At 65.2% G+C, this 26,776-nt stretch carries 17 protein-coding genes and 1 tRNA gene; 4 read left to right on the top strand and 14 right to left on the bottom strand.

Features of this window, described 5'->3' with window-relative positions:
• From CXY73_RS11235 to CXY73_RS11195, 9 genes are all read right to left on the bottom strand, one after another.
• Positions 1–915, bottom strand: a complete 915-nt coding sequence (locus CXY73_RS11235; RefSeq protein ID WP_104177754.1) for a sugar phosphate isomerase/epimerase — start codon at positions 913–915, stop codon at positions 1–3.
• 2 nt (positions 916–917) lie between these two features.
• Positions 918–2,825 carry a 3D-(3,5/4)-trihydroxycyclohexane-1,2-dione acylhydrolase (decyclizing) gene (gene iolD / locus CXY73_RS11230; RefSeq protein ID WP_104177753.1) on the bottom strand — a complete coding sequence of 636 codons (1,908 nt, stop codon included), beginning with the start codon at positions 2,823–2,825 and terminating at the stop codon, positions 918–920.
• Positions 2,826–2,873: 48 nt separating this feature from the next.
• Entirely contained in the window at positions 2,874–3,779 is a 906-nt protein-coding gene (gene iolB, locus CXY73_RS11225; RefSeq protein WP_104177752.1) for a 5-deoxy-glucuronate isomerase, read from the bottom strand.
• Positions 3,780–3,781: 2 nt separating this feature from the next.
• Positions 3,782–5,293, bottom strand: a complete 1,512-nt coding sequence (locus CXY73_RS11220) for a CoA-acylating methylmalonate-semialdehyde dehydrogenase (protein WP_104177751.1) — start codon at positions 5,291–5,293, stop codon at positions 3,782–3,784.
• A gap of 37 nt (positions 5,294–5,330) precedes the next feature.
• Positions 5,331–6,212: a deoxyribose-phosphate aldolase gene (locus CXY73_RS11215; RefSeq protein ID WP_104135809.1), complete on the bottom strand. Its 882-nt coding sequence runs from the start codon at positions 6,210–6,212 to the stop codon at positions 5,331–5,333.
• Positions 6,209–7,171 (bottom strand): 5-dehydro-2-deoxygluconokinase, encoded by a 963-nt coding sequence (gene iolC / locus CXY73_RS11210; RefSeq protein ID WP_104177750.1) that lies wholly within the window; start codon positions 7,169–7,171, stop codon positions 6,209–6,211. Before iolC ends, CXY73_RS11215 begins: the two co-directional genes overlap by 4 nt.
• Positions 7,172–7,436: 265 nt before the next feature.
• Positions 7,437–7,510 (bottom strand) — tRNA-Met (locus CXY73_RS11205).
• Between the two features lie 517 nt (positions 7,511–8,027).
• Positions 8,028–10,961: a UPF0182 family protein gene (locus CXY73_RS11200; RefSeq protein ID WP_199185349.1), complete on the bottom strand. Its 2,934-nt coding sequence runs from the start codon at positions 10,959–10,961 to the stop codon at positions 8,028–8,030.
• A 122-nt stretch (positions 10,962–11,083) separates the two neighbouring features.
• The gene (locus CXY73_RS11195; RefSeq protein WP_104177749.1) at positions 11,084–12,184 is read right to left on the bottom strand and encodes a PDZ domain-containing protein; all 1,101 of its coding nucleotides are present in this window, start codon (positions 12,182–12,184) and stop codon (positions 11,084–11,086) included.
• A gap of 226 nt (positions 12,185–12,410) precedes the next feature.
• Between CXY73_RS11195 and CXY73_RS11190 the strand changes: the two genes are divergently transcribed.
• On the top strand, positions 12,411–13,712 hold the full coding sequence (locus CXY73_RS11190) for a zinc-dependent metalloprotease (RefSeq protein ID WP_104177785.1): 1,302 nt from the start codon (positions 12,411–12,413) through the stop codon (positions 13,710–13,712).
• A gap of 1,056 nt (positions 13,713–14,768) precedes the next feature.
• Here CXY73_RS11190 and CXY73_RS11180 read toward each other — a convergent pair.
• Both CXY73_RS11180 and nudC read right to left on the bottom strand, forming a co-directional pair.
• Positions 14,769–16,484, bottom strand: a complete 1,716-nt coding sequence (locus CXY73_RS11180) for an ATP-dependent helicase (RefSeq protein ID WP_104177784.1) — start codon at positions 16,482–16,484, stop codon at positions 14,769–14,771.
• Positions 16,481–17,470, bottom strand: coding sequence for an NAD(+) diphosphatase (nudC, locus tag CXY73_RS11175; protein ID WP_104177747.1), 990 nt, complete (start codon positions 17,468–17,470; stop codon positions 16,481–16,483). The genes CXY73_RS11180 and nudC overlap by 4 nt, the downstream gene beginning before the upstream one ends.
• 84 nt (positions 17,471–17,554) lie before the next feature.
• Here nudC and CXY73_RS11170 point away from each other — a divergent pair, with 84 nt between their 5' ends.
• Positions 17,555–18,700 carry a phosphotransferase gene (locus CXY73_RS11170; protein WP_104177746.1) on the top strand — a complete coding sequence of 382 codons (1,146 nt, stop codon included), beginning with the start codon at positions 17,555–17,557 and terminating at the stop codon, positions 18,698–18,700.
• Here CXY73_RS11170 and CXY73_RS11165 read toward each other — a convergent pair.
• Complete coding sequence (locus tag CXY73_RS11165; protein ID WP_104177745.1) at positions 18,586–21,966, bottom strand: ATP-dependent DNA helicase; 3,381 nt, start codon at positions 21,964–21,966, stop codon at positions 18,586–18,588. The two genes, CXY73_RS11170 and CXY73_RS11165, sit on opposite strands and share 115 nt — an antisense overlap.
• Complete coding sequence (locus tag CXY73_RS11160; protein WP_104177744.1) at positions 21,963–25,283, bottom strand: ATP-dependent DNA helicase; 3,321 nt, start codon at positions 25,281–25,283, stop codon at positions 21,963–21,965. Before CXY73_RS11160 ends, CXY73_RS11165 begins: the two co-directional genes overlap by 4 nt.
• Before the next feature lie 95 nt (positions 25,284–25,378).
• Here CXY73_RS11160 and CXY73_RS11155 point away from each other — a divergent pair, with 95 nt between their 5' ends.
• Positions 25,379–25,603 carry a DUF3107 domain-containing protein gene (locus CXY73_RS11155; protein ID WP_092108379.1) on the top strand — a complete coding sequence of 75 codons (225 nt, stop codon included), beginning with the start codon at positions 25,379–25,381 and terminating at the stop codon, positions 25,601–25,603.
• Between the two features lie 6 nt (positions 25,604–25,609).
• Positions 25,610–25,909, top strand: coding sequence for a hypothetical protein (locus CXY73_RS11150; protein ID WP_104177743.1), 300 nt, complete (start codon positions 25,610–25,612; stop codon positions 25,907–25,909).
• 10 nt (positions 25,910–25,919) lie between these two features.
• On the opposite strand, the gene CXY73_RS11145 is transcribed toward CXY73_RS11150, so the two are convergent.
• The gene (locus CXY73_RS11145; protein ID WP_104135818.1) at positions 25,920–26,639 is read right to left on the bottom strand and encodes a ferritin-like fold-containing protein; all 720 of its coding nucleotides are present in this window, start codon (positions 26,637–26,639) and stop codon (positions 25,920–25,922) included.
• Positions 26,640–26,776 lie beyond the last annotated feature (137 nt).

Below are 26,776 nucleotides of genomic sequence, written 5' to 3'. Positions count from 1 at the left end.
CTAGCGGATGCGCGCGGCCCGGGTGCAGCTGAAGATGTGCTCACGAGTGCGCTGGGCGATCGGGAACGGAAAGTCGATGGCGCAGCCGTACATGTCCTGCTCGATGATGGCGAACATCTCGGGGTTGATTTCGGCAGCTTTTTCAATGATCGGTGCCAGCTCCGGCACGCCCTCGAAGCCCGGTTCCGTCATGACTCCCAGCGCCACGGCCTCGACGAACGGCAGGTCGTTTTTTAGCACATCGGCCAAGATGTTGGGTTCTACCTGCTTGAGGTGCAGGTAGCCGATGCGATCCGGGTAGGCCGTCATGAGCTTGACGTTGTCACCGAGGTAGTACGCGAAGTGTCCGGTGTCGAGACACAGGTTGGTGAAGGCCTGGTCGGTCTCCTGAAGAAAGCGTTCGACCTCGCGGTAGGTGCCAACGTGGCTGTCCGCGTGCGAGTGGAACTGCTGCTTGATTCCATACTCTTCAAGCAGGGCCTGGCCGAGCTTGTCGTGGCCGGCGGAGAGCTTCTTCCACTGGTCGCTATCGAGGTTTCGCGATTCGAGCACCTCGGCCGTGGCATCGGAACGCCACAGGTCCGGAATCACAACGAGGTGTTCGACGCCCAGCTGCGAGACCAGCCCGGCAACGTCGAGCGCCTGGTCCCAGGCCCGCTTCCATTGGTCTTCACCCTTGTGAAAACCGGTGAAGACGGTTCCAGCCGACAGCTTCAAATCTCTCTTAGCCAGCTCATCGGCGAGCTGCGCCGGATCGGTGGGGAGGTAGCCGAACGGGCCGAGTTCCAGCCAGTGGTAGCCGGCCGCCTGCACCTCATCGAGAAAGCGTTCCCACGGAATCTGCTTCGGGTCGTTCGGAAACCATACGCCCCACGAGTCGGGAGCGGTGCCGATGCGAATCTGGGATTCCGACATGACTAGTTGTTCCTTTCGAGGGCGCCGTTGCCGAGGAGCGGCTTCTGGCGGGACCGGTGGGCAAGATATTCGGTGCGGGCCTGCTGCGTACTTGGCAGGGAGGAGACGGCGGCGACGGGTACGTCCCACCAGCCTTCGCCATCGGGTGCATAAAGCCTGGGGTCGTTGTTGATGTGGATCATGGTGGCGCGGGTCGAAGCCTTGGCGGTCTTCATCGCGGCTGAGAGATCGGCGATCGCGTTGGCACTGGGTTCGATGGAAATAACGTCCAGGCCGTAGCTGGCGGCGTTCGCGGCCAGGTCGATCGGCAGAATCTCACCCTGCTCGAAGTTGTTACCCGCCTTGTCCTGATAGCGATAGAGGGTTCCGTAGCGTTGCGATCCGACGTCCTCGCTGAGGTGTCCGATCGAGGCGTAGCCGTGGTTCTGGATCAGCACGATGATGAACTTGATGCCCTCGGCAACAGCCGAGACGATCTCGGAGTGCATCATGAGATATGACCCGTCGCCGACCATCACGATGGAATCGCGGGTCGTGTCGGCCCGAGCCACCCCGATGCCGCCGGCGATCTCGTAGCCCATACAGGAGAAGGCATATTCCACGTGGTAGCCGAGGTCGTCGCGCACGCGCCACAGCTTGTGCAGGTCCCCCGGAAGCGAGCCGGCCGCACAGACGACGACGTCGCGGGGGTCGGAGGCCTGCTGTACGGCACCGATGATCTCCGACTGACTCGGAAGGGACCGACGGCGGTCCACGAAGGACTCGTCGACAGCAGTATCCCAGGTGACCTTCTGGCGCGTGTAGTCCGACTCGAAGTCGGCCGAAACATGGAAGCCCGTCAGGGCTGAAGTGAGCTCGAGCAGCGACTCGCGGGCATCCGCTACAACCGGAATGGCGCTGCCGTGCTTGAACGCGTCGAAGGAGGCAATGTTGATGTTGATGAAGCGCACGTTGGCGTTCTGAAAGGCCGTGCGGCTCGCGGCGGTGAAATCGCTGTAGCGCGTACCGATACCGATGATCAGATCAGCCTGGGCGGCAGCGCGGTTGGCGGCGGTGGTTCCGGTAGCTCCGACCGAACCGAGGTTCTGGGCGTGGTCCCAGCTGAGCGAACCGACGCCTGCCTGCGACATGCCCACCGGAATACCGGTATCTTCAACGAATTCGCGCAGGGCCGCGGTGGCATCGGAGTAGATCACGCCGCCGCCAGCGACGATCATCGGGCGCTGGGCCCGGGAAATCGCGCGGGCGACCTCGGCGATGACGCCGCGGTCGGGGCGGGGGCGACGGATATGCCATTCGCGGTCGGCGAGAAATTCCGCCGGCACGTCAACGGCCTCGGCTTGCACGTCTTCCGGCAGGGAAATAGTCACGGCGCCGGTCTCGACCAGATCGGTGAGTACTCGCAGGGCGCCGAGGGCGGCCGAGAACAGCTGCTCGGGGCGATTCACCCGGTCGAAGAAGCGCGAGAGCGGCTTGAAGGCGTCGTTGACGCTCATGCTCGCATCGTGCGGAAGCTCGAGCTGCTGCAGCACCGGGTCGGAGACGCGGGTGGCAAAGGTGTCGGAGGGCAGCAGAAGGACGGGGAGGCGGTTGGTCGTCGCGACGGCCGCACCGGTCAGCATGTTAGTAGCACCGGGGCCGACGGATGCCGCGCAGGCGAAGGTGGACCGGCGACGGGTCATGCGCGAGTAGGCGATGGATTCGTGCACCATTCCCTGCTCGTTGCGCGCCTGGTGATACGGCATCAGGGTGGGGTCTTCAACCGAGAGCTGCTTGAGGGCCTGGCCGATTCCGGCGACGTTTCCGTGGCCGAAGATGCCGAACGTGCCTACGATCGTGCGCTCACGCACCTCGCCATCGACCGTGTACTGGTGGGCCAGAAACTCGATGAGTGCCTGGCTGACTGTCATGCGACGGGTAGTCACTACGCTGTGTCCTTTCGGGGTGCTGCGGTGAAGTTAAGAAGTGTACGGAAGTCGGGAATCGAATTCCTGACCCACCCAGGTATCCCGGATCCAGCCGTGCGCCGGATCATCGCTGATGCGCCACGAACGGTCGGGATCCGGCCCGGCCATCACGTTGAGGTAGTAGAGGTCGTAGCCGGGGGCTGCGACGCAGGGGCCATGCCAGCCGAAGGGCACCAGCGCGACATCGCCGGTGTGCACCTCCGCCATAATGTCGATCGTGCCAGCCTCGGATGAGTAGGTACGCATCAGGCCGAACGGGCTCGCCGTGTCCGGCACGGGCTGGCCGCGCGTGACGCTGCTTTCGAAGTAGTAGATCTCCTCGAGCTTCGACTCCACACCGTCCCGGTATTCGTCGTGCTTGTGCGGCGGGTAACTCGACCAGTTCTCGGCCGGGGTGATCACTTCACACACGATCAACCGGTCGGCCGCGAGGCTCGCCGGCGTGCCGAAGTTGTGTACCTGGCGGCTCGAGCGCCCCGCCCCGCGCAGCTCGATTGGGACATCCGCTATCGGAATGTAGGCCACCGGAAACGCCTGGTCGGTCGGCGCCTCGGCCACCGCCACCCGGCCGGCACCCTCGATCGAGAGCGCGGTGCCGGTGGGCAGGTAAAGCGTGTCGGTGGGTCCGTGAAAAACGGATGCTCGCCCCGCGAGCACCTGCACGCGCGCCTCGGTCTCTCCCACGAGCGTGTAGCGCACCGTGAACGATCCGCTCAGGGGAACCACGATGCGTTCGACCGCTTCTGCGGCGAGTAACACGGAGTCTTCCACCTCGAGGGCCGCGACGCGGATGCCGGTATAGCGCCATCCACTGATAGCCCGGTCGACGACGGTTTCCCAGCCGTCGCGTTCGAGGGAGCCCCGCGCGTAGAACCAGCCTGCGGATGGCGTTGTCATCGTTAGTTGTTCTCGGGGAAGCCGAGGTTGATGCCGCCGTGGCTCGGGTCGAGCCAACGACTGGTGATGGCCTTGCCGCGCGTGAAGAAGTGCACACCCTCGACGCCGTGCGCCTTGGTGTCGCCGAACAGAGAGTTCTTCCAGCCGCCGAAGGAGAAGTACGACACAGGCACCGGGATCGGTACGTTGATGCCGATCATGCCCACCTCGATCTCGTTCTGAAAACGGCGAGCCGCGCCGCCGTCGTTGGTGAAGATGGCGGTTCCGTTGCCGAAGGCACCGGAGTTGATCAGGTCGACGCCCTCCTCGAAGCTCGCCACCCGTACCACCGAAAGTACCGGTCCGAAGATCTCTTCGGTGTATGCCTTCGACGTCACCGGCAGTGCATCGATCAGGGTCGGGCCGAGCCAGAACCCGTTCGGGTCGCCGTCCACCTCGATGCCGCGGCCGTCGACGACGATATTGGCACCGTCATCCTTGGCGATGTCGATGTAGCTCGCGACCTTGTCGCGGTGTACCTCGGTCACGAGCGGACCCATGTCGCAGGAGCGACGGCCGTCGCCTACGGTCAGGGTGTTCATGCGGGTGACGATCTTTTCGATCAGCACGTCGGCAACGGGTTCAACGGCGACGATCACGCTGATGGCCATGCAGCGCTCCCCCGCACTGCCGAAACCCGCGTTGATGGCGGAGTCGGCGACGAGGTCAAGGTCGGCGTCGGGCAGTACGAGCATGTGGTTCTTGGCTCCGCCGAGGGCTTGGATGCGCTTGCCGTGGCGGGTGCCGGTCTCGTAGACGTACTGGGCGATCGGGGTCGAGCCCACGAAGGAGATGGCCTTCACGTCGGGGTGCTCAAGCAGGCCGTCAACTGATTCTTTATCACCCTGCAGCACGGTGAAGACGCCGTCGGGGAGGCCGGCTTCCTGGAGCAGCTTGGCCATCCAGATGGCCGCGCTCGGGTCTTTCTCGCTCGGCTTGAGGATCACCGAGTTACCGGCCGCGAGAGCGAGCGGAAAGAACCACATGGGCACCATGGCCGGAAAGTTGAACGGGCTGATCACAGCGACGACGCCGAGCGCCTGGCGGGTAGAGTACACGTCGACGCCGGTGGAGACGTTTTCGGAGTAGTCGCCCTTGAGCAGGTGCGGAATGCCGCAAGCAAATTCCACGACTTCCTGGCCGCGGGAGATCTCACCGAGCGCGTCGGAGAGTACCTTGCCGTGCTCGCTCGTGATGATCTCGGCCAGCTCGCCCTTGCGGGCGTTCAGCAGTTCGCGAAAGCTGAACAGAACCTGCTGGCGCTTGGCCATGGACAGGTCGCGCCAGGCTGGGAAGGCAGCCTTGGCGCTGGCGATGGCGGTCGCTATTTCGGCTTGGTCAGCGAGCGACACAGTCTTGCTCACCGTTCCCAGGGCTGGATCAAAGACCGGCGCAATACGGCCGGAGGTTCCCGGCTGTTCCTTTCCGTCGATCCAGTGCGGGGCGGTGGCTAAATCCGTGGCTGTTGCGGGCATGGTTGCTTTCCTTCTGTACGAGAGTGGATGAGAGTTCTTAGGCGCCGTGCACGAGTTCGGCGGCGGTATCGATGGCTGTTTGGACGTTGCCGTCGCTCGGGTAGAGCAGGCTGCGGCCCACGACGAGGCCGCGCACGCCGGGAAGCTCGAGGGCGTTGCGCCAGGATTCGAAGGTTTCGGTCTGATCGCCGACCGGGTCACCGCCAAGGAGCAGGGTCGGCAGGGTGGTCGCCGCCATGACGCGAGCCATGTCGGCAACGACCGGCAGCTTCAGCCACGAGTAGGCACTGGAGTTGCCCAAGCCCTCGGCGATGGCGATCGAGAGGATGACGGCATCCGCCGTGAGGTCGTTCTTGACGCGACCGTCGACCCAGGAGCTCATGAACGGCTCCAGCATAATCGGGATGCCGGCCGCAGCCGCTTCGCTCACGGCCAGCGCTGTGGCCTCGAGGGTAGCGAGCGAGCCGGCATCTTCGAGGTTGATGCGCACGAGATTCTTGGCGAAGTCGAGACGGTCGCGCTTGATTTTGTCGATGTCGTAGGCGGTGTAGCGATCGTCCATCTCGAAGGAGGAGCCCCAGAGCCCGCCACGGTTCATCGACCCGACCACGACCTTGTCGTCGAGCAGCCCGAGCAGGGCCAGGTCGTCGATGATGTCGGGGGTGCCCAGCACGCCGTCGACGCCCGGGCGGCGCAGAGCTGTCGCTAGGCTCTCGAGCAGGGCGTAGCGGTTGGCCATGGCGTTGGCGTCCTTGCGCACGCCCAGGGCGCCACGAGCGCGGTGGTCGGCGGCCACGATGAACAGCCGGCCATCACCACGAATCAGCTCACGCCGGGTACGGCCGGCCAGAATCTCACCGATGCGCTCGGGGTGCGCCGCACGGGCGTCGCGCAGCGCGTCGAAGTCAAGCCTGGTCATGCCGGCAGTCCCTTCATTATCTCTTCAACCTCACTGGTTGTGGGCATGGCAGTGGAGCATTCGCGGCGGCCGGCGACGATGGCGCCGGCCACGTTGGCGAATTGCAGGATACGGCGGAGCGGCCAGTCCTGTAGCAGGCCGTAGCAGAGCGCCCCGCCGAAGCTGTCGCCGGCGCCGAGGCCGTTGACCACGTCGACGAAGTACGGCGGTACCTCGACGGTTTCGGTGCGAGTTTTTGCGAGCACGCCCTTAGGCCCCTGCTTGACGATGGCCAGTTCGATGCCACGCTCCAACAGCGCGTCGGCGGCGCGCAGCGGGTCGGTCTCGCCAACGGCGACTTCGCACTCCTCTTTGTTGCCGACAGCGACCGTGACGTGGCCGAGGGCCAGGGCTACCTGGGCGCTCGCCTCTGCGGGCGAGGCCCAGAACATGGGCCGATAGTCTAGATCGAGAATAGTCAGCGGGCTGCGTCCCCGGGCTTCCCAGGCTGCGAAATGAGCGGATCGGCTGGGCTCTTCGCTGAGACCGGTCACGGTCGACCAGTAGATGCGGGCATTCGCGATGGCGGTCAGGTCGAGCTCGTCGGCATGAATGACCAGATCGGGCGCTTTGGGCGCTCGATAGAAGTACAGGGGAAAGTCGTCGGGCGGAAAGATCTCGCAGAACACTACGGGGGTGTTGAGGTTGGCAACCCCAGAGACGAATTCGTCGCTGACGCCCAGGCGCACGAGCTCTTGGTGCACGTAGTTGCCGAAGGGGTCGTTACCGGTGCGGGTGATTACCGCCGAGTTCAATCCGTGGCGTGCGACGGCGACGGCGACGTTGGTCGCGCTGCCACCGAGATACTTGCCGAACGTTGACACGTCTTCGAGGCCGACACCATCCTGCAACGGATAAATATCAACGCCGACGCGACCTATGGTCAGCACATCGTGGGGGGTTCGCGGTGAAGTCGTCATACGTCGATGTACAACTTTCTGTACTAGTAGTGGTCGGCTTATCGCCGTTCCTCCACAGTAGCGCCCTCTGCGCTTAATGTCATGACATATTCACAATTAGATATTTCAGAGCGGATGCGGGATGGCCGGGTCGCCCTGATTTCGCGCGTCGGTCAATGGCGATCTAGACCGGCTCGATCAGCGGGAGGGCGGTGGGCGCCTTGTACAGACGTAGCCACAGCGGGTACAAAAAAGCCCCCGAAACCAAGGGTTTCGGGGGCATTCGTTGCGGGGGCAGGATTTGAACCTACGACCTCTGGGTTATGAGCCCAGCGAGCTACCGAACTGCTCCACCCCGCGCTACAAGTACAAATTTAGCACACCCCGAAAGCCCGGTCGACCACATTGGGTTGATATCACCCATTGAGCACCGAATTACGCTTCTCTTCTGGTATCAAACACCCGCGACCACAATGGCCGCAAGCCCCCTTTGGCAACGGTTGGCAATGGAGCTCAGCGGGCCCTCTGTGCACCGCGCCAATAACCGTCCACCCCCACCTCGCTTCTCGGGTGCGGACCGAACCACGCGCGAGCACCAGAGTAAGCCGGCAGCACCGCCACACGATCGCGGCGTAGAAGAAAAATCAATCAGATTGTCTCAATAACTTGACGGGCGCACTCCCTGGTAATGAACATTCGCGCGGCCAACTTCGAGGTCGACACCCCGTTGATTTTTCGCCATCGTTGAACGCCATCGTTGAATAATTGCAATCTGGCCGATTTAGGGCCCTGCAGCTACAGGATGGTTGGAGTCCGGAAATGCCGCAAGCCCTCACCCGAGAGAGTGAGGGCTTGCGGCAGTCGTCGTGCGGTCGGGCTACTCGCCGAGCAGGGCGAGCATGCTCGCGATCGTGTCTTCGAGCTTCGCGTCGGCGGTGCCGTAGTCGGCGAAGTTACCATCGGCGAGTGCGGCTGCCTTCTCCGCGAGCGCCGTCTTGGCGACGGCGAGCAGGGACTTGAGCTCGGCATCCGTTGCGGCATCACCGGTCGAACCGGCCGGTACGTCGGTGCTGCCATCGGTTGACCCGTCGGTGCTCGGGTCGGCCGGGCCGCCATTGTTCGTGGTGGCATCCTCGGGCACATCGGTGTCGCCGGCCGTGGCACCCGAGTCACCACCGAACAGCACGTCGAGGGCGCCGTCAAGGGTGTCCTCGAACGCGATCTGGTCACCGAAGGCGACGAGCACCTTTTGCAGCAGTGGGTAGCTGGTCTCACCGGTGGACTGCACGTAGACCGGCTGCACGTAGAGCAGTCCGCCACCGACCGGCAGGGTCAGCAGGTTACCGTTCAGCACGGTCGATGAGCCCTGTCGCAGCAGGTTGAGTTCGGTGGAGACCGTCGGGTCAGCGTTGAACACGTTCTGCACCTGGCCGGGGCCAGGAACGGTACCGTCCTTGGGCAGGTTCAGCAGCCTGAGCTGACCGTACCCGTCGGCGCGCACCCCGTCTTCCGCTCCTGCGTCGGCGTCTACGGCGAGATAGCCATAAAGCACGTTTCGGCTGGATTCGCCGGTTGCTTCCGGCTGGAAGGTCGTGTACAGCGAGAACGACGGTTTATCCGACCCCGGTACCTGCATGGTGAGGTAGTACGGCGGCTGCAGGGTCGGGTCGGTGGCGGGCGAGTCCGGGTCGTTGGGCGAGATCCAGGCGTCGTCCTTGGAGTAGAAGGAACCCGGGTCGGTCACGTGATACTGACCGAGAATGGAGCGCTGCACCTTGAACAGGTCGGCCGGGTAGCGCACGTGGCTCATCAGGTCGCCGCTCATCTCGCTCATGGGTTTGAGTGACGACGGAAAGATCTTCTGCCAGGTCTGCAGCAGCGGGTCCTCGTCGTCCCAAGCGTAGAGGGTGACCTCGCCGCTGTAGGCGTCGACGGTGGCCTTGACCGAGTTGCGCATGTAGTTGATGCTGTCGAGCGCATACGGCTGCGCCGGTGTCTGCGTATCGGCGATGGCCTCACTCAGGCTGACCGGGGTGGAGTACGGGTAGTCCGCCGAAGTGGTGTAGCCGTCAACGATCCACATGACCCGATTGTCAACGACGGAAGGATAGGCCTCGGAGTCGAGCGTCAGGTACGGCGCGACTTTCTGCACGCGGGTGACCGGGTCGCGGTCGTAGAGAATCTCCGACTTGTCGTTGACCGAGGCGGCCAGGAAGATCTGCTCCGACTGGAATTTCAGGGCGTAGATGAGTTTCTTGAACGCGTTGTCCAGTTTCGGCCCACCGTCTCCCGAGAACGTTGTGTAGGTCTGGCCAGCACCCTCTTCACCCGACGGATAGTCGAGCTCGATCGGATTGGCCCCCTCTTCGTCACCGACGATGGAATATTCGGGTGAAGTCTCGCCGAAGTAGATCCGCGGTTCGAAGTCGCCGAGCGCGCCGCTGGTGGGAATGCCGGATTCGAGGAACACCGGCTGTCCGTCGACCGAACGCTGGTTGCCGTAGGCGGCCACCATTCCGTAGCCGTGGGTGTAGACGGTCTTCGAGTTGACCCAGGTGTTACCGGTGTTCAGTCCGTCGATGTTGAGGTCACGCACGGCGACGACGGCATCCTGCGACACGCCGTCGATCACGTAGCGGTCAACATCGAGGTTGTCGGGGAACTGGTAGTACTGGCGGAACTGTTCTAATTGACGGTACGAGTCGCTGACCAGGGCCGGGTCGAGAATACGAATGTTGGCGGTGGTCGCGGCGTCGGCGCGCAGAGCGCCCGGCTCGGCGGTGGTCGTCGCGTTGTACGGGATCTCTTCGATGTCTGCGACATCGTAGGCATCCCGCGTGAGGTCGATATTTCGCTCGATATACGGTTCCTCGAGTGCCTTCGCGCTCGGCTCCACTTGGAAGCGCTCTACCACCCAGGGGTAGAGCGATCCGATCAGCAGGCTGGACACGATCAAAAGCGCGGTACCAATGACCGGCAGGCGCCAGCGGCCGATGATGGCCGTGAGAATGAAGAGCAGAGCGACGACGGCGGCGATGCCGGCGAGGATCGCTCGGCCGGGAATAGTCGCGTTGACGTCGGTATAACCGGCACCGGTGATCAGTGCGTTGTTGTTGGTCAGGGTGGAGTACTGGTCGAACCAGATACTCACGGCCTGCAGCAGCAGGTAGATGGCGGCCGTGACAGCAATCTGCACGCGCGCGGCCTTAGAGATGAGCACCTCACGCCCGGACACCCGAATGGACCCGTACAGGTAGCTGGTCGCGACCGAAACGAGCGCCGAAATCAGCACCACAGCCGATGCGAAGGCGAGCACGGACTGGTAAAACGGCAGGTCCATCAGATAAAAGGAGATGTCGAAGTTGAACTGCGGGTCAACCCGCCCGGTTTCGGTGCGGTTGAGCCACATCAGCACGGTCTGCCAGCGGGTGGCAGCGGCCACACCGGCAAACAGCCCGAGGAGGGCCGGAATGCCGTACATCGCGAGGCGACGCAGCGGCTCGATGACCTGCTGGTAGCGATCAAGTTGCGAGTTGAGCTTCGCGTAGACCGGGCGCAGGCGGTAGGCCAGCTGAATACTCACCCAGACCGGAACGGCCATCGCGACGAAGCCGATCATGAACAGAACGGTACCGGCGATCCATTGGGTGGTCAGCACGTTGACGAACCCCAGCTGGTCGAACCACAGCACATCGGTATACAGTCCGGCGAAGATAAAGAACAGGATCACCAACCCCGCGATAATGGCTGCGGTAATTGCTAGCGGGGCTCGACTACGCCGTGGGGCGTTGTCGGCTGATGATGAAGTCACGAATTGGCCTCTTGCGCTCAGTTATTAGATACAGGGTGATCACTTGCTGCGTGATCAGGGTTTGCCACCATCATACTTTGGCGGCCCTGAGAGAGTCATCACTACTGCGCGTTGGCCGAGGCTCAACTGGCCGGGCAGCTCGGCAGGTCGCTCGTGTCGGCGCCGGTCTTGATCGCGTCGAGGGCGTTGAGCGCTTCGTCGAGGGTGGCGACCGAGAACACGGTCAGGCCGTCGGGGATATTGCCGGTTACCTCGTCACAATTCTCCGCGGGGGCGAGAAACCAGGTCGCGCCGCTCTCGAGCGCGCCATAGAGCTTTTGCTGGATGCCGCCGATCGGGCCGATGGCGCCGGACTGGTCGATGGTTCCGGTGCCGGCGACGTTCTCGCCGCCCTGCAGCTCGCCTGGAGTGAGCTTGTCGATGATGCCGAGGGCAAACATCATGCCGGCGCTCGGGCCACCGACCTTGTCGAGCTGAATCTGAACCTCGAACGGAAAATCGTAGGCGACCGACACGTTGATGCCGGCCACGATCGTGCCGTCGTTGTCGATCGGAGTGACCTCGACGGTCCGCGCGACGCCGCCCCGCACAACGTCGACGCTCGCCGCGGCCTCGGCGCCGTTGACCTGTAACGCGGCACGCAGTTCGGCGACGTTGGCCACCGGGGTACCGTTCACTGCGGTCACTTTATCGTCGGGTTCGATCAATCCCGCGGCCGCAGAACCTTCGGGCAGGCTCACCACAGACACCGTCGTGGGGTAGTCGTAGCCGAGATGAGTGAGTGCGGCGGCGATGGCATCCTGTTGGGAATTGATCATGTCGGCGCTGCTGCGAGCGTCGCGCTGCTCGGTGCTGACATTGTCGGGAAAAACCTGGTCAATGGGGAGTACTGCCTCGCTCGGGTCGAGCCAGGCGCCGGCCACGGCGAGCCAGCTCGGGCGGTCTTCCCTGTTGCCGAACAGCGACACGGTGAGCAGATCGAGGGTTCCGCCGGTCGGGTAGACGGTCTCGTCGGGGATGGTGATGAGAGCGGTTTCGACGTCGTCGTAGGTGGCGGTGCCGAGGGTGTTGAGCACTGGACCCGGCTTCTCGATGACGTACGGCGCCGGCATGATGCCTAGAATCACTCCGGCGACGAGGGCGATCAGCAGCGCCGTCCAGCCGAAGGACGGGCCGGAGCGCCGGGCACGTCGAGGTGCCGATGCATCGGTGAATAGCGCCATCGTGATCCTTTGAGTGTTGATTTGTGCGAGGTTGCTGGTCGTGTTCGCGACGGGCGCACAGCAAGCCCTACAGCCTAGGATGTTTCCCAGCCCCGAGCGGGCTACTCGCACTAGCGTAGAAGTATGCAACTGAGAGGGGCCTGAAGTGGCCGACGACTCCCTACCCCCGAACGACAAAAATCCCGGCGAACCCAACGCTCATGACGACGGTGACGAGTTTCGTGACATGCTACGCGACATTCTGAGCGGCAAGAGCGGCATCGACCCGAGCCAGCTCGCCGGCGCTGCCGGCCTGCCCAACGACCCGGCCAGCGTCGCCGCGCTCATGCAGCAGTTGCAGGGCGCGATGAACTCCCAGGGCACCGGCGTTGACTGGAAGATTGCGCTCACGCAGGGTGAACAGCGAGCGGCCACTGGCCAGCTCAGTGCGACCAATGAACAGCAGGCTCAGCTGCGCCAAGCTTTTCACATCGCGGCTCTCTGGCTCGATGACATCATCAGTGTGGCCGAACTCACCGTCGAACCGCGCCTAATGACCCGCCGCGAGTGGGTCACCGCGACCATGCCGCTCTGGACCCAGCTCGCCGAACCGGTCGCCACGAGCATCTCCGATTCCCTTACCCGGGTCTTCGCCGAACAGGTTCCCGAAGAGATGCAGGGCATGGTCGCCAATGCGAGCCAGCTCGTGCGCAGCATCGGCGGCACCCTGTTCGCCATGCAACTCGGCCAAGTCGTCGGCCAGCTGGCCAGCGAGGTTGTCAGCGGCGGCGATGTCGGCATTCCGCTGCTCGGTGAGCAGCAGGCCGCCCTGCTCCCCCAGAACGTTGCCGACTTCGGCGCTGGCCTCGACGTTCCGCCCGACCAGGTGCAAATCTACCTCGCCGTGCGCGAGGTAGCCCACGCCCGATTGTTCCGCCACGCCCGCTGGCTGCGCCTGCACCTGACCAGCGCGGTCACCGCCTATGCGCGCGGCATCAGCATCGACTCCAGCCGGCTCGAAGAACTGGCCGGAAGTTTCGATCCGTCCAACCCCGAAGACCTGCGCCAGGCCATGGTCGACGGTTCGCTTATTCAGCAAAAGTCCGAGTCACAGCTCGCGGCCCTGTTCCGCCTCGAAACGATGCTCGCCCTAGTCGAGGGCTGGGTCGACGTCGTCACCGCTCGCGCCACCGTTCGACTTCCCAAAGCGGATGCGATCGCCGAGACGGTCAAACGCCGCCGGGCTTCAGGCGGTCCGGCTGAGTCCGCTTTCGCGACCCTGGTCGGTCTCGAACTGCGTCCGCGCCGGCTACGGGAGGCAGCAGCGATGTGGCAGGCCGTGACGGATGCCGTCGGCAACGAGGCGCGCGACGCGCTCTGGTCGCACCCCGATCTGTTGCCCACTTCGGAGGACATCGACGATCCCCAGCCACTGATCATTCGGCTGACCAGCGTTGCCCGCGGGGAACCCGAGGTGCTCGACGACGTCGACCAGGCCCTCGAAGACCTGCTGCGTGACGACGGCGCCGAGCGCCCGCACGAGGAGTAGCGGCGCTTTTCCTCCGCCTCGCCGAGCAGAACGGCGGCTACCTTGTGTACACCCGCCAAGACATAGAAAAGCCCTGCAGCTCTACGCGCGCGGCTAGATTCACCCGACGGTCTCGGAGCGCCGCATCGACGAGGTCAACGAGGTGCTTGGGGAGATGAAGCACGGCAAGATCGACGGTCGGGTGATCATCCACTATTAAAGCGGCCTGACGATGCTGGCCGAGCGATCGCCGAATCCCACTATTCGGTGGAAGCGCGCCCGCACTCCCGTACCTGTGGATAACTTTTACGCGCGACCACCAGACGCGTCATCATGTCGGCATGGCCCTGAGACTGAATCCGCGGTATCCGCTGGTGTGGCGTACACCGAATTGCGTGCAGCTCGGCATCGACCGCGCCATTGTCACGATCGGCGGGTTGACGCCCGCGCACGAGGCCGTGCTGTCAGCACTTTCTGCGGGGGTACATCGATCGGGTGCGATGCTCCTCGGAACTGCCGCCGGGGCATCCGTTGTCGAGGTAACGCATTTGCTCGACTTGCTCGAACCGGCCCTGTTGTACGTGCCAGACGATGCGCCGGCACCGGTCACCCCGCTGCCCCGCACCGTGCTGGTTGACGGCCACGGACCAACCGCGATCCGGCTGCGCGTGCTGCTGGCCAACCTCGGAATCGAAGAGCCATCACCCGACAACGACCCGGAGCTGGCCGTGTTGATCGGGCAGTACGTCTTCTCTCCTGAACGCCACGGGCACTGGCTGCGCCGCGATATTCCGCACCTGCCGGTGGTCTTCAGTGACAGCGCCGCGCGGGTGGGGCCGCTCGTCGAACCCGGCCGCGGACCCTGCCTGACCTGCCTGGAACTCGCCCACGTCGATGACGATCCGTGCTGGCCGGCCATGGCCTGCCAGCTCGTGCTGCGCGAGGCCCCGAGCGAAACTCCGCGGCTGAGCTTCGAGCTCGCCGCCCGGGTGGCCGGACTCGTTCAGGACCGCCTGGAAACAGGCCGATCCGTGTTGTTCACGCGGTCACTGCGCCTGGACGCGCGGGGCGGTGCGCTCACGGCCTCTGTACACCGGCTGCACGAGCGGTGCGGCTGCCAAGCTCTTCCAGAAAACGCGAGCGTTCGCGAGCTCCTCGCGCCTGCACTCCCGAGGACGACCAGCTCAGCGCGAGCCGTTTCCGGGCGCGGGTGATGCCGACGTAGAGCAGCCGGCGTTCCTCGTCGATCTGCTCGAACGTGCTCGCATAGCTGATCGGCACCAGGCCCTCGCTCAGGCCGACCACAAACACCGCATCCCACTCGAGGCCCTTAGCGGAGTGCATCGTGGCGAGCGTCACGGCCGACACCGTCGGTTCGTGCTGGCCGGCCTGACGCTCCATCAGCTCGTCGGTGAACTGTCTGAACGTGGTTCCGGCTGCGGCCTGGTCGACCAGACCCATCAGGGCGTTGAGCGATTCCCACCGCGCCTGCACTGCGCCGCGGGTCTCCGGAGCAGCCTGGCTCCAGCCGAGCGAACGCAGAACGTCACTGACCGATTTGAACAGCGGTTCCCCAATGATTGAAACGGATGCCGCGCGCAGGCTCATCACCGCCTGCTTCACCTCTGGGAGGTCAAAGAACCGTTTCGCGCCGCGAATCTGGTAGCTTACCCCGACCTCGGTCAGCGCCGTTTCGATCAGCGCGGCCTGCACGTTGACCCGGAACAAGATGGCCACGTCTTCGGGTTTAGTGCCCGCGTCGATAAGTTGCAGAATCTGCTCGGCCACGCCGCGGGCCTCGGCCATGTCGGAGGCGTAGCCGCGCACCGTTGGGTCGGGGCCGCTGTCGGTCTGGGCAGACTGCAGGGTCAGTGCGCCGGACCGGCCACGCATCAGCTGGTTCGCGGTGGCGACGATCGGAGCGGTCGACCGGTAATTCTGTTCGAGCCGCACTACCGTGGAGTCCTCATAATCCTTCGGAAAGTCCAGCAGGTAGTCGCTGCGAGCACCGGCAAAGGAGTAGATGGTCTGGCTCGCGTCGCCGACGACGCAGAGGTCGCGGCGGTCGCCAAGCCAAAGGGCGAGCAGGTCGTGCTGCAGCGGCGAGACGTCCTGGTATTCGTCGACGACGAAGAACCGGTATTGTTCGCGCACCTGCAGGGCCACGGAGGGTTCGGCCTCGATCATGCCGGCCATGGCGAGCAGTACGTCCTCAAAGTCGATCTGCTTGCGATCGTCTTTGAGCTTCTCGTAGGTCTGCTGCAGGGCGACGACCTGGTCGACGTCGAGTCGGCCGGGCAGGCTGCGGCGGGCGATACCGGCCGCGTACTGCTCAATGCTCAGACCGCTGGTTTTGCGCCATTCCACCTCGGCGGCGAGGTCGCGCAGGGTGGCGGTGTCGAGTTTGAGGTGCAGAGCCTCGGCGGCGTGCCCGAGAATGCGGCCCTTGCCGTCGAGGATGCGCGGCGCCTGCCCGCCGACGACGTGCGGCCAGAAGTAGTTCAGCTGGGACAGCGCTGCGGCATGAAAGGTGCGCGCGGCCACTCCCCCGGCGCCGAGCTGACGCAGGCGTCCGCGCAGTTCGGCGGCCGAGCGGCTGGTGAAGGTGAGCGCCATGACCCGGTTCGGGGCGTAGGCGCCGGTCAGCACGCCGAGCGCAATGCGGTGCGTTATGGCGCGGGTCTTGCCGGTTCCGGCGCCAGCGAGCATGCAGACCGGGCCGATCAAAGCTTCGGCGGCAATACGCTGCTGTTCGTCGAGGCCCGCAAGCAGCGAGTCGGCGGTGACCGTCACGGACGAATCAATTCCGTCGCGGCGGGTAACGGCGCGCCGAGCCAACGCTCGATCATGGCGTGCGCGATGGAGGACGGGCCGGGCAGCAGCATCCACTCACCAGCATCAAGCAGGTCTTTTCGGCTGAACCAGCGCAGCGCGAGAATCTCAGCTCCGTCGGGCAGCAGATCATGAGCTTGCTGGTCGTCGACGAGGCGAGCGGTGAAGCCGCACATAACCGAGGCCGGGAACGGCCACGGCTGGGAGCCGACGTAGGCCGCATCGGTGACGCGCAGGCCGGACTCTTCGGACATCTCGCGGATCACGGCCGCTTCAAGGGCTTCGCCGGGTTCGACGAATCCGGCCAGCAGTGAGTACCGGTTGTTCTCCCACATGGCGTTGGAGCCGAGCAGAATGCGGTCGTCGGCGTCGGTGATCAGCACGATCACGGCGGGGTCGGTGCGCGGAAAAACCTGGCTGTTATCGACCGGGCAGCGGCGCACCCAGCCGCCCTCCTCGACCAGGGTGACGGCACCGCAGCGGGGGCAGTGCCCGTGCGAGGCATGCCAGTTGAATACGCCGAGTGCTTCGGTGAACAGCCCGGCGTCGCGGTCGTCGAGCACGGTCGCGACGGTGCGCAAGGCCGCCCAGCGTGTCTCGTCGGGTTCGAGGCGGGCGGCGGCGTCATCCTCGAGCTGCACGGCAACGATGCGGGTACCGGCCGGTTCGGGCAGATCAGCGGGCAGGGACCGGCCGAGGTAGACGCGCAGGCCGGCGTTGTGCAGACTCGTCGGCGACAGCAGGGCCAGGTGCACGCCGGTGCTGGTCGCATCGGTGCTGGTCGCATCGGGGGGCGCGAGCAGTATTTTGCCGTTCCAGACGGGCAGAAGGCGGGTGGCGGCATCCGCCCAGAGCTGGTCGAACAGCTCAGTCAGGTCGCGGGTAAGGTGGTCGCGGTCGACCGCGTGGCGAGACAGCGGCAACCTCGTCGTGAATGTGAACGACATGGTTTATCTCCGAGCTCTGCGAGAACGCGTTATGGAGGCGTGGCGGATAACCGCCAGACCGCAAGTCGATCTAACCTAGAAGGCATGGCCAGAACTCAACTCACTCTAGCCGCGTTAGCCACCTCCGCTGTTCCGGGGCTCGACGTGGCCTACGCCCGCAAGCACAGTGCCGGCGCGCACGGGCTGTTCGACTCGGCGCTCGTCATCGACAAGGCCGGTCGTGCGCTCATTATTTGCGTTCCCACCAGCCAGTCGGCCGAAACGGAGCAGTCCGCGGACCTCGTGGCGCTGCGCGCGCTCACCACCGGCAATCGCAGCCGGCTGCCGTTCGACGTGCCCGAGTACGTCGGCCAGACACCGATTCAAGGGACCCGTGCTGTGGTCTATGAGCTGCTGGCCGGTGACAGTTTTGATGCGGATGCCCTCACCGGGCATGAGGGCGTCGCCGGGTCGATCGGGCGCGCGATAGCCGCCATCCACTCGCTGCCGAGCGCCTTCATCGGCACCGCCGGCCTGCCGCAGCAAAGCGCCGAACAGTGCCGCAAGGACGCAATCGACCTGATCGACCGAGCCGCCAGCACCGGTTATCTGCCCGCCGCGCTGCTGCGCCGCTGGGAACAGGGCACCGACGACGAGGCCCTGTGGCAGTTCGCGCCGGCCGTGGTGCACGGGTCGATGTCGGCCGATTCCATTCTGATCACCGACGACGCCGTGTCGGGGATTCTCGGCTGGTCGGGTTTGGCCGTCGGCGATCCGGCGCGCGACCTGCACTGGCTGCTGGCCGCCCGCGGTGACGCCGCCGAACTGGCCATCGATACCTATTCCAGCACCCGACAGGGCAGCGACACGCACATCACCCAGCGCGCCATGCTGTACGCCGAACTGGAACTGGCCCGCTGGCTGCTGCACGGTTCCAGCAGCCACGACCAGTCCATCGTCGATGACGCCGTCGCCATGCTCGACGGCCTGGTCGACACTGTGCACAGCCACACCCAGCAGCCGCTCTCCCCCGAAACCGGCCCGATCATGAGCGTCGGTGACGTGGAGAACATGCTCGACCACATGCCGCGCGCCGCCCGCGACTACGACCAGCACGCGGCCATGCACACCGATAGCTATAACTTTTCGGGACTGACCGCTGACTCCGACCGTGACGACGCGGACTCTGACGACGCCAACACCGGGGCCAATGCCCCGGACCAAGCCGCAAGAAGGTCGGACTCCGAGTAGAGACGCTCGGGGGTGATGACGATATCGTCGGCGACGAAATAGAACACGGCATCGACGATGCTCGGATCGATCCCCTTCCACCGGGCGTAGGCGAGCCGGTACAGCGCGAGCTGAGTCTGTTTGAGTTCCAGGTCGGCGGCGTTCTTGGGCGCCCGCCCGGTTTTCCAGTCGACTACCTGGAACCCGGTTTCGGTACGGTAGACGGCGTCGAGCTTGCAGACGAAAACCTGCCCGGCGAGCACGTGGTGAATTTCGATCTCAACGTCAACCGGCCGGCGATCAGCCCATTCGGAGCGTTCGAAGGTGGCCTGGAGAATAGCGAACTGCTCCTGCTCCGGCACGTCGAGCTGCCCGAGCGTTCCCGTGCCCTGGCCCTCGTCTGCCAGATCGAGATCGAGGTCGAACAGATCGGCATCGACGCGGTCGGTGCCAGTGGCTCCGCCCGCCCGACGCTCGACCCAGGAATGGAACAACGTGCCGAGCCGAGTGGCCCGGTACGGACGCTGCGGCATCGGGCGGCGCAGCTCCGCCGCGACACCGGCCGGATCGTCGACGTAGTCCTTGAACCGGGAGGCCGGGATGCGAGTGGGCACGGGCGCAACCCCGCCGCCTTTGAGGCGCAGGGCGCGTTCCTCAAGCAGCAGGGTTACGGCGTGCGACCAGCGCGTGGGGGTATCCGCTTCGCTCGCGCTCACCCTTGCCGCAGCAGCCTCGACCAGCGCCCGGCGGCCACCGAGTGGGTCGAACGGCCACAGTTCAGTGCCATCATCGACCCAGGCGGGCTTCTCGAACTCGACGGGCACGTCGGGGATTTCGGCGATCAGCCCGGCCTCGACAAGTTCGGTGAGGTAACGGCTGGGCTTGCGGGCGGTACTTCCGGGACCCCAGAATGAGCCGGTCAGCAGCAGCTCGCGCTTGGCGCGGGTGGTCGCGACGTAGATGAGACGGCGTTCCTCGTCGTCGTGCCGGTCGGCCAGCTCGGCCTTGTAGGCCTGAAACGCCAGATCGAAGTCGAACTGGGTGACGTGGCCGGCGATATCGAGATCGGGCAGCTCGGACCGGTCGCCTCGGAACGCATAGGGCAGCTCGCCGAAGCGCAGCCATCCGCTCGTATCGCGAGAGGCGGCTGGCAGGCTCTTCTCGGTCAGGTTAGGAATGGCGACGAAATCCCATTCGAGACCCTTGGCTCCGTGAACGGTCAGCAGCTGCACGGTGCCTTGCTCCGACATTTCAGCGCGAGGGCCGAGATCATCTTGCAGTTCAGCCCGCTTGAGCCAGCGCAGAAAGCTCGCCAAGGTGCCCTGCTCGTCACTGTCGAGAAAGGCCGAGACGGTGTCGTGGAAGGAATACAGGTTAGCCAGGCCGAGGTCGTTGGCCTCGTTCGCGATCAGTTCGACGTCGAGCCGAAATTCCTGCTCGATCAAGCGCACAAGGTCGAGCAACGGCAGGCCGGCCCGGGAGCGCAGCCAGGCCAGCTGACGACCGGCCGACTGTACCCGGGCCCGGCCGAGTTCGCTGAACCCGGCAAGCTGGCCGTGCGAGTCGGGCGCTGAGCCGAGAAAATCAAGCGCATCGACGAGCGAGCTGCCCTCATCGCCGGCAACGGATGCGCGCAGCTTGCCGCGCAAATCGGCCGAGATGGCTTTCTGCGCCCAGTCGTGCCCGGCCAGCCAGCGCGCCACGTCGGCGAGCGCTTGCAGGTCGCGCGCGCCAACGCGGTAGCGGGCACCGCTGAGCAGCCGCACCAGTTCGCTGCCGGCGGCGGGGTCGTGCACCACGCGCAACACACTCACGACATCGGCGACCTCGGGGGTGGAGAGCAAACCACCGAGTCCGAGCACGTGGGCACGAACGCCGTGCACCCGCAGCACCTCGGCGAAGTATTCCATCTCACTACGGGCCCGAAACAGCATCGCGCCGCTGTGCTCGCCGACCAGTCGGGTGGCGAACCAGTCGGCGATGGCTCCGGCCTCTTCGGCGATGGTTTCAGCCATGAGCGCGTCGACCGCGCCGAGCCGGGTGCCGGTGGGCACCTTGAGAGTTTCGACCTGGATTCCGCCTGGTTTGGCGCGGAGCGCGGCGCTCAGCGGGGCGACGAGAGTGTTGGCAGCATCGAGCACAAGGGCAGGATTGCGCCACGTGAAAGACAGCGACATGGTCGGGGCCGTAATCGCTGGGCTGAAGTCGCTGGTGTTGAAATCTCGGCCGAAGCCGAGCAGGTTTGCGCTACTGGCACCGCGCCATCCGTAAATGGATTGGTGGGGATCACCGACGGCCATCACCGGGTGGTCGCGAAACAGGGTATGTAGCAGCTCGGTTTGCAAGACCGAGGTGTCCTGGTACTCGTCGAGGAGCACCACGCGGTATTGGTCCCGGTATCGGTCGACGACGGTGTCGACCTTTTGGCAGACCTGCAGTGCCAGGGCGACCTGATCGGAGAACTCGATCAGTCCGAGGCGACGCTTCTCACGGCTGTAGCGGGCGGCGAGCTCGGCCAGAACGGGGAGCGGGACGACCGCGGCCAGGGAATCAGTGACCGAGGCGTACGGTGTCTTCTTGCGCGGATTGCCGTAGGGCAAATCGGGCAGGTAGCCGAAACTGTCGGCCAGACCGGTGAGGTCGTGGGGAGCCCCGGGCTGACCGAGGTGAACGGCTGGCGGATTCTCGGCCAGGGCACGGCTGAGCTGCAGCACGGCATCGGTGACGAGGTCGAGGCTCTTGCCGAAGGGCACGAGCCGCCCGTCGCCGTAGTCGATGACGACGCGACGGGCCAGGAGCCAGGCGCTGGTTTCGCTCAGCAACACCGACTCGGGTTCGCGGCCGAGCAACAGGGCGTTGTCGGTGAACAGGCGGCTGGCGAAGGAGTTGTAGGTGGACACGCTCGGGGTGTTGAACAGGTCGGAAGACTCCGCAGCCGTGCCATGGTCGGAGTCGGAGTCGGAGTCGGCGTCGACGGTGATCGGCATGAGGCCGGCTGTTTCGAGGTCGCTGATGCGCTTGTTGATGCGCTCACTGAGCTCGCCGGCGGCTTTGCGGGTGAAAGTGAGTCCGAGAATCTGGTCGGGTCGGGCGTGGCCATTGGCGAGCAGCCAAAGCACCCGGTTGGCCATGGTCTCGGTCTTACCGCTGCCGGCTCCGGCGACGACGAGGGTCGGCGTGAGCGGCGCTTCGATGACCGCCTGCTGCTCAATAGTCGGCGCGAACATGTTGAGCGCCGCCGCGATATCGAGCGCGGAAACCGTAGTGGTCGTGGAAAGAAGACTCATGAGCTGACCTGCTTGATGACGTGGATGCGGCAGGACCCGTGAGACCTGGGGTCGAGACAGTGCGAAGTGATCTCGGCGATGAAGGTGGCACCGCCCATTCCGGCAGCGTCATCACCCACCCGGATGCGAAAAGCCTCAAGCTGCTCCGGCGTGAACGCGGGCTGGGTGGGATTGCGATAGTTCTGCTTGACAGTGCCCGAGGAGACGATGACCAAGCGGGCACCGGCCAGAGCCATATCCGAGGACACACCGTCGATGGCGCCTTCCTGAAAGGCCAGCTGGTAGGCGCCAAGCTGCGGATGCTCCGCGACTCCACTGTCGCTCGTCGCATCGCCCTTGCCAGTTTTGAGGTCGACGATCACGGCCCGACCATCAGCCTGGCGCTCGACCCGGTCGATGGTGCCCGACAGCACGGCACCGCTCACCTCGAGCTGAAAGGTGCCCTCGGCGCTCAGCAGCTCGCCGCCGCCGTGCTCGAAATCCAGCAGGTAGGAGGCCAGTCGATCGGTTAGCTTCCGCGCTGCAACCTTCTGCACCCGGGATTGCCAATCAGCATCGAAGTCAAGCTCGTTCCAACGGGCCTCCATCCCCTGCCACAGGGCTTCTGGGCGCCGATCGGTGGCGTCTTCCATGACCTTGTGGATGATCGTGCCGAGGTTAGCGGCGGAGTTGGAGTTGCCGCCACCGACCTGACCGATCAGCCAGTGCAGCGGGCAGGTTTCAAAGGCTGCCATGCGCGACGGCGATACCCGTACCGGTTGGTCACCGGCCTCCGGGTCGTTGAGCGGACGCACGGTGCTCGGATCGGCCAGACCGTACCACTCGTCGGGCGAGGCACCGGGAACATTTTCGTCGGCGAGCCGGGCCAGCGTCGCGGCGGCATCCGCTGCCCGGGTGGCAGAGTCGAACCGACCCGGCGAGTGGATGGCACGGGTCAGGTCGCGACGCAGTCGTGCGGTCAGACCGCGAAGCGACACGGGGTAGTGAGCGGGGTCGTCGGCTCCGAGAGCCGGGGCAGGCTGCGGCAACAGGCGAAAGAACACCGATGGTTCGTTCTCTTCGTTATTGACGGCGGTCACGAGCAGTTCAGTCGTGGCCCGGCTGGCCGCCTGAGCGAACATGCGTAGCTCGTCATGGAGCACCGCCGTTCGGGCGTCGGTATCGGGGACATCTTGCCCCGAGGCGATGAGGGCGAGGTCGCCGGCGCCGAGCAACGAACCGCGAACACGCAGATCGGGCCAGACGTTGGCCTGCACACCGGCGAGAACGACGATATCAAAATCGCGCCCGATGATACCGCTCGGCGTGGACACGGTGACCGCCGCGCCCAGGGCGCGCGGCGCTAGGGTATCTTCGGGCACGTCAGTGTCGACGAGGTGTTCGAGGAACAAAACCGGTGGGGCCGCGGGGGTACGTTCGACGTAACGCTGAGCGGCCGAGAACAGGGCGACGACGGCATCGAGGTTGTGGTTGGCCTCGTCGGCGACGATTCCGGTGCTGGTGGACTGTTCCTTCCATTCGCGGTCGAGGCCACTGCGCTGCCACAGGCCCCAAAGAAGTTCTTCGATGGTCGCGCCGGCCGCATACTCGATGGCGGCCTGGCGCAGGCTCGCTCCGCAACCGGCTGCGCGGCGGGCGGTGCGGTTGTCGATGGTAGCGAGCAGCTCGGGGTCGTGCAGGGCGACGACGAGCAGTTCATCGGCGCTGCGCGGGGAGGGGATGTCGTCGCCTAGCTCGTGTTCGCCTAGCTCGTGTTGCCCCAACTCCTGTTGACGCAGTGCGGCGCGCAGCCGACGCAGGGTGATCGGGTCGAGGCCGCCGAGCGGGCCGCGCAGCAGCTCGATCGCGGCCTCGGAGTCGAGCTGTTTACGGCCGAGGGCGACCTCGAGGGCGAGAATAAATGCCTTCACGGCGTACTCGTCGCGCAGCGCCGTGCTGGCAGTCGACACCTGCGTCGGCACCTCGAGAGCGGCGAGCCCCTTGGATATCGACGGAACGAGCGAACCGGTGCGCACAATCACGGCCATGCGCGACCACGGAATGTCGTCGATCACGTGCCGCTCGCGCAGCAGCCGGGCGATCACCGCGAGCTGGTCGGCCGGGCTGGTCGCGATGACGGTGTGCACGGATGGTTCGGGGACGACGTCCGGCGTGGTCACTGCGCTCGGGGCCGAGAGCGCAGGATCATCGGAGCCTTCGACAGCAATCTCGCTCACCACGTCGGGCGCAGCCAGCACGCTGCCCGCCGCGCGCTGGGTGCCGGCCGCGGCCGCGCCGATGCGGCTGGTGATCTGCTGAATCACCTGACGGATGCCCGCGCCATGGCGGTAAACGGTGCCGAGCACGATCGGCGGCGCTATCCCGCCGAAAGGCAAAGCCGCCGCGGTGCCGGCGGAGGTCCGCACCGGCGTACCGACCGCGCCGATGCCGAGGTACTGACCGAGGCGGCCGAGGGCATCGGGATGCGCACCGTGGAATGAACCGGTGCTGATGTCGGGGTCGCCAACGGCGATGATCGCGACTCCGCGCGCCTGGAACTGCGCCAGCAGGGTGAGCGTGGCCTGGGTGACTTCCTGGGCATCGTCGAGCACGATCAGACGCAGTCCGGCCAGGGTGCCGAGCGTCGCAGCCCCGGCCGGGCCGGCCTCGGCTCTGGCCACGATCGCCGCTGCATAGCGGGCGAGCTCGGTAGAGTCGTACTGCTCTGGGCGGGCTTGGTCCTTGGCCTCTTCGTAGCCGCGAATAAACTCGGCAGCAGCCACCCACTCCGGCCGGCCCAGGCCGAGACGCTCCAACTGGCCCGGGGTGACGCCATATTCCACGGCGCGCATCATCAGATCGCGCAGTTCGGTACGAAAACCGCGGAGACTGCGCACATCCGCGCCAAGAGTGGTCGGCCAAACCGGGCCGCTCGGCGCTCCGGCCGTCTCGTCGTCTAGATGGCCCTGTAGCAGTTCGGCGATGATCTGGTCCTGCTCGCCGCCGGTGAGCAGGGTCGGAGTCGGCCCACCGGCCTGGGCGACCGCGGAGCGCACGATTTGAAAGGCCACGGAGTTGGCGCTGCGAGCTAGCGGTCCGTTGGTCGGCACGGCCAGGCGCAGCGCGATCCGGTCGCGTAGCACGGTGGCACCGGCGCGCGTCGGAACCAAGACCAGCACCTCGCTCGGTGAATACCCCCGGTTCAACACTCGGTCGGCGACGAGTTCGACGAGTGTGGTGGTCTTGCCGGAGCCGGGCGCACCAATAACGGCGGCGCTCTCCGCTTCGGGGAGGTCGAGAACGGCCTGCTGGTCGGCGTCGAGGTCGTGGTTGGTCACATTTCAACGGTAACGGGTTGCGCCGACAGTGAAATCGGTCAGGGCGGGGGCGCGTTCTGTCGTAATCTGGGCGCAAGGCTACGAAAGGCAGTTCGGTGGATATTCGCATTGGTATTTTCAACTCTCCCCGGGAGATCGGTTTTGAGACTTCGCAGCCAGCGACCGAGATTGAGGAGACCGTTGCGGCGGCCCTCTCCGGTCAGACCGGCTATCTGAAGCTCAGCGACAGCAAGGGTCGCGTCTACATCGTTCCGACCGTTGGGCTCGCCTACGTGGAACTCGGCAGCGAAGAGTCGCGCCGCGTCGGCTTCGTCGCCTAAAACGCCATGGAGTTGTTGTTCGTCGCGCTGTTCGGCACGCTCATAGGCCTCGGCGCACGGTACTTCTTACCCGGACGCTCCACCCAGGGCTCGGTGCTGGTCCCGGCGATCGGAACGGCCGCGGCATCCTTTGTCTGGGTCGCACTGACCTGGCTCGGCTGGAATTGGGCCGGCGGATGGATCTGGTGGGTGTCCCTCGGGGCCGCCTGTACTGCATCCGTTGTGCTGAATCTTCTGATCAGCCGGCGACGCATTCACGCCGATCAGCGGCTGCTGCAAGCCCTCGCCAAAACCGGAACGGCCTAGTCTCACATTTTTATGCAGTGAGGCCGAGGCCGTCCATGCGGCGGGTGTGCGCCGCGATGAGTTCGGTGAAGACCGGTTCGATGCGTGCCTCATTGCTGTCTGCGGGAGCGTTCGCCAGATCAGTGGCCGACCTGGCCACGAGCAGGGTGTCACCGACGAGCCGACGGCCCCACATCGCCAGCCGTGAGCCGAGCGCCTGGTCGTTTTCGATCGCGGTCTGTAGCTCGTGAATGAGCACGTCGGTACCGGAATCCTCGCCCAGCAATTGCGCGACGCGAGGCCCGATATCACGCGGCAGGCCGTCGGACAGCCGAATGAAGAAGTCGTCGAGCAAGCCACCAACCAGGTAGCAGCTCAGCAGTAATTCATGCCAGTCAGTACCGGCCGTTTTCGCGCGGAACGCATCGAGGCTCAGGACGAACGGGGCCATCTCGACGGCTGGTTCGTGGCCGCGTCGACGAATCTCGGTGATCAGTCCGTGGTGCTTGCTCAGCGCCCGACCAGCAGCGGCGCTGAGGCCTTCTTTCACTGCGAGGTTCGGTGCGGTCGCCACCGCGCGGGCCAGGCTATCGAATTCGCCGAGCTCACTGTAAGCGGCCTGGCCGAGAAAATGTTGCACGCCCGGTGCGAGCGAACTGATGTCTACTTTTTCGGCTGGCTGGGGCGCCCCGCGGGCCGAAAGCCTCGGAGCTTCATTGCGCTGCGGGCGCCGACCGAACCACGTGACCACGGGCCTAGTTTAGAACAGCGCGCCTGTGGCCGCTGTCCAGACGGGGCAGTAAGGTGGAATTACGTCGCCGACAAGGATCGGCGGCCGCTGCCCGAGACGCAAAAACGGGCGCACTTCGCTTCCAGTTAATGACAGGC

The sequence above is a fragment of the Cryobacterium sp. Y50 genome, from assembly GCF_002929805.1.
Classification (GTDB): domain Bacteria; phylum Actinomycetota; class Actinomycetes; order Actinomycetales; family Microbacteriaceae; genus Cryobacterium.
The sequence above is the reverse complement of the archived record's forward strand: the minus strand, read 5'-3'. Positions and strand labels throughout refer to the sequence as shown.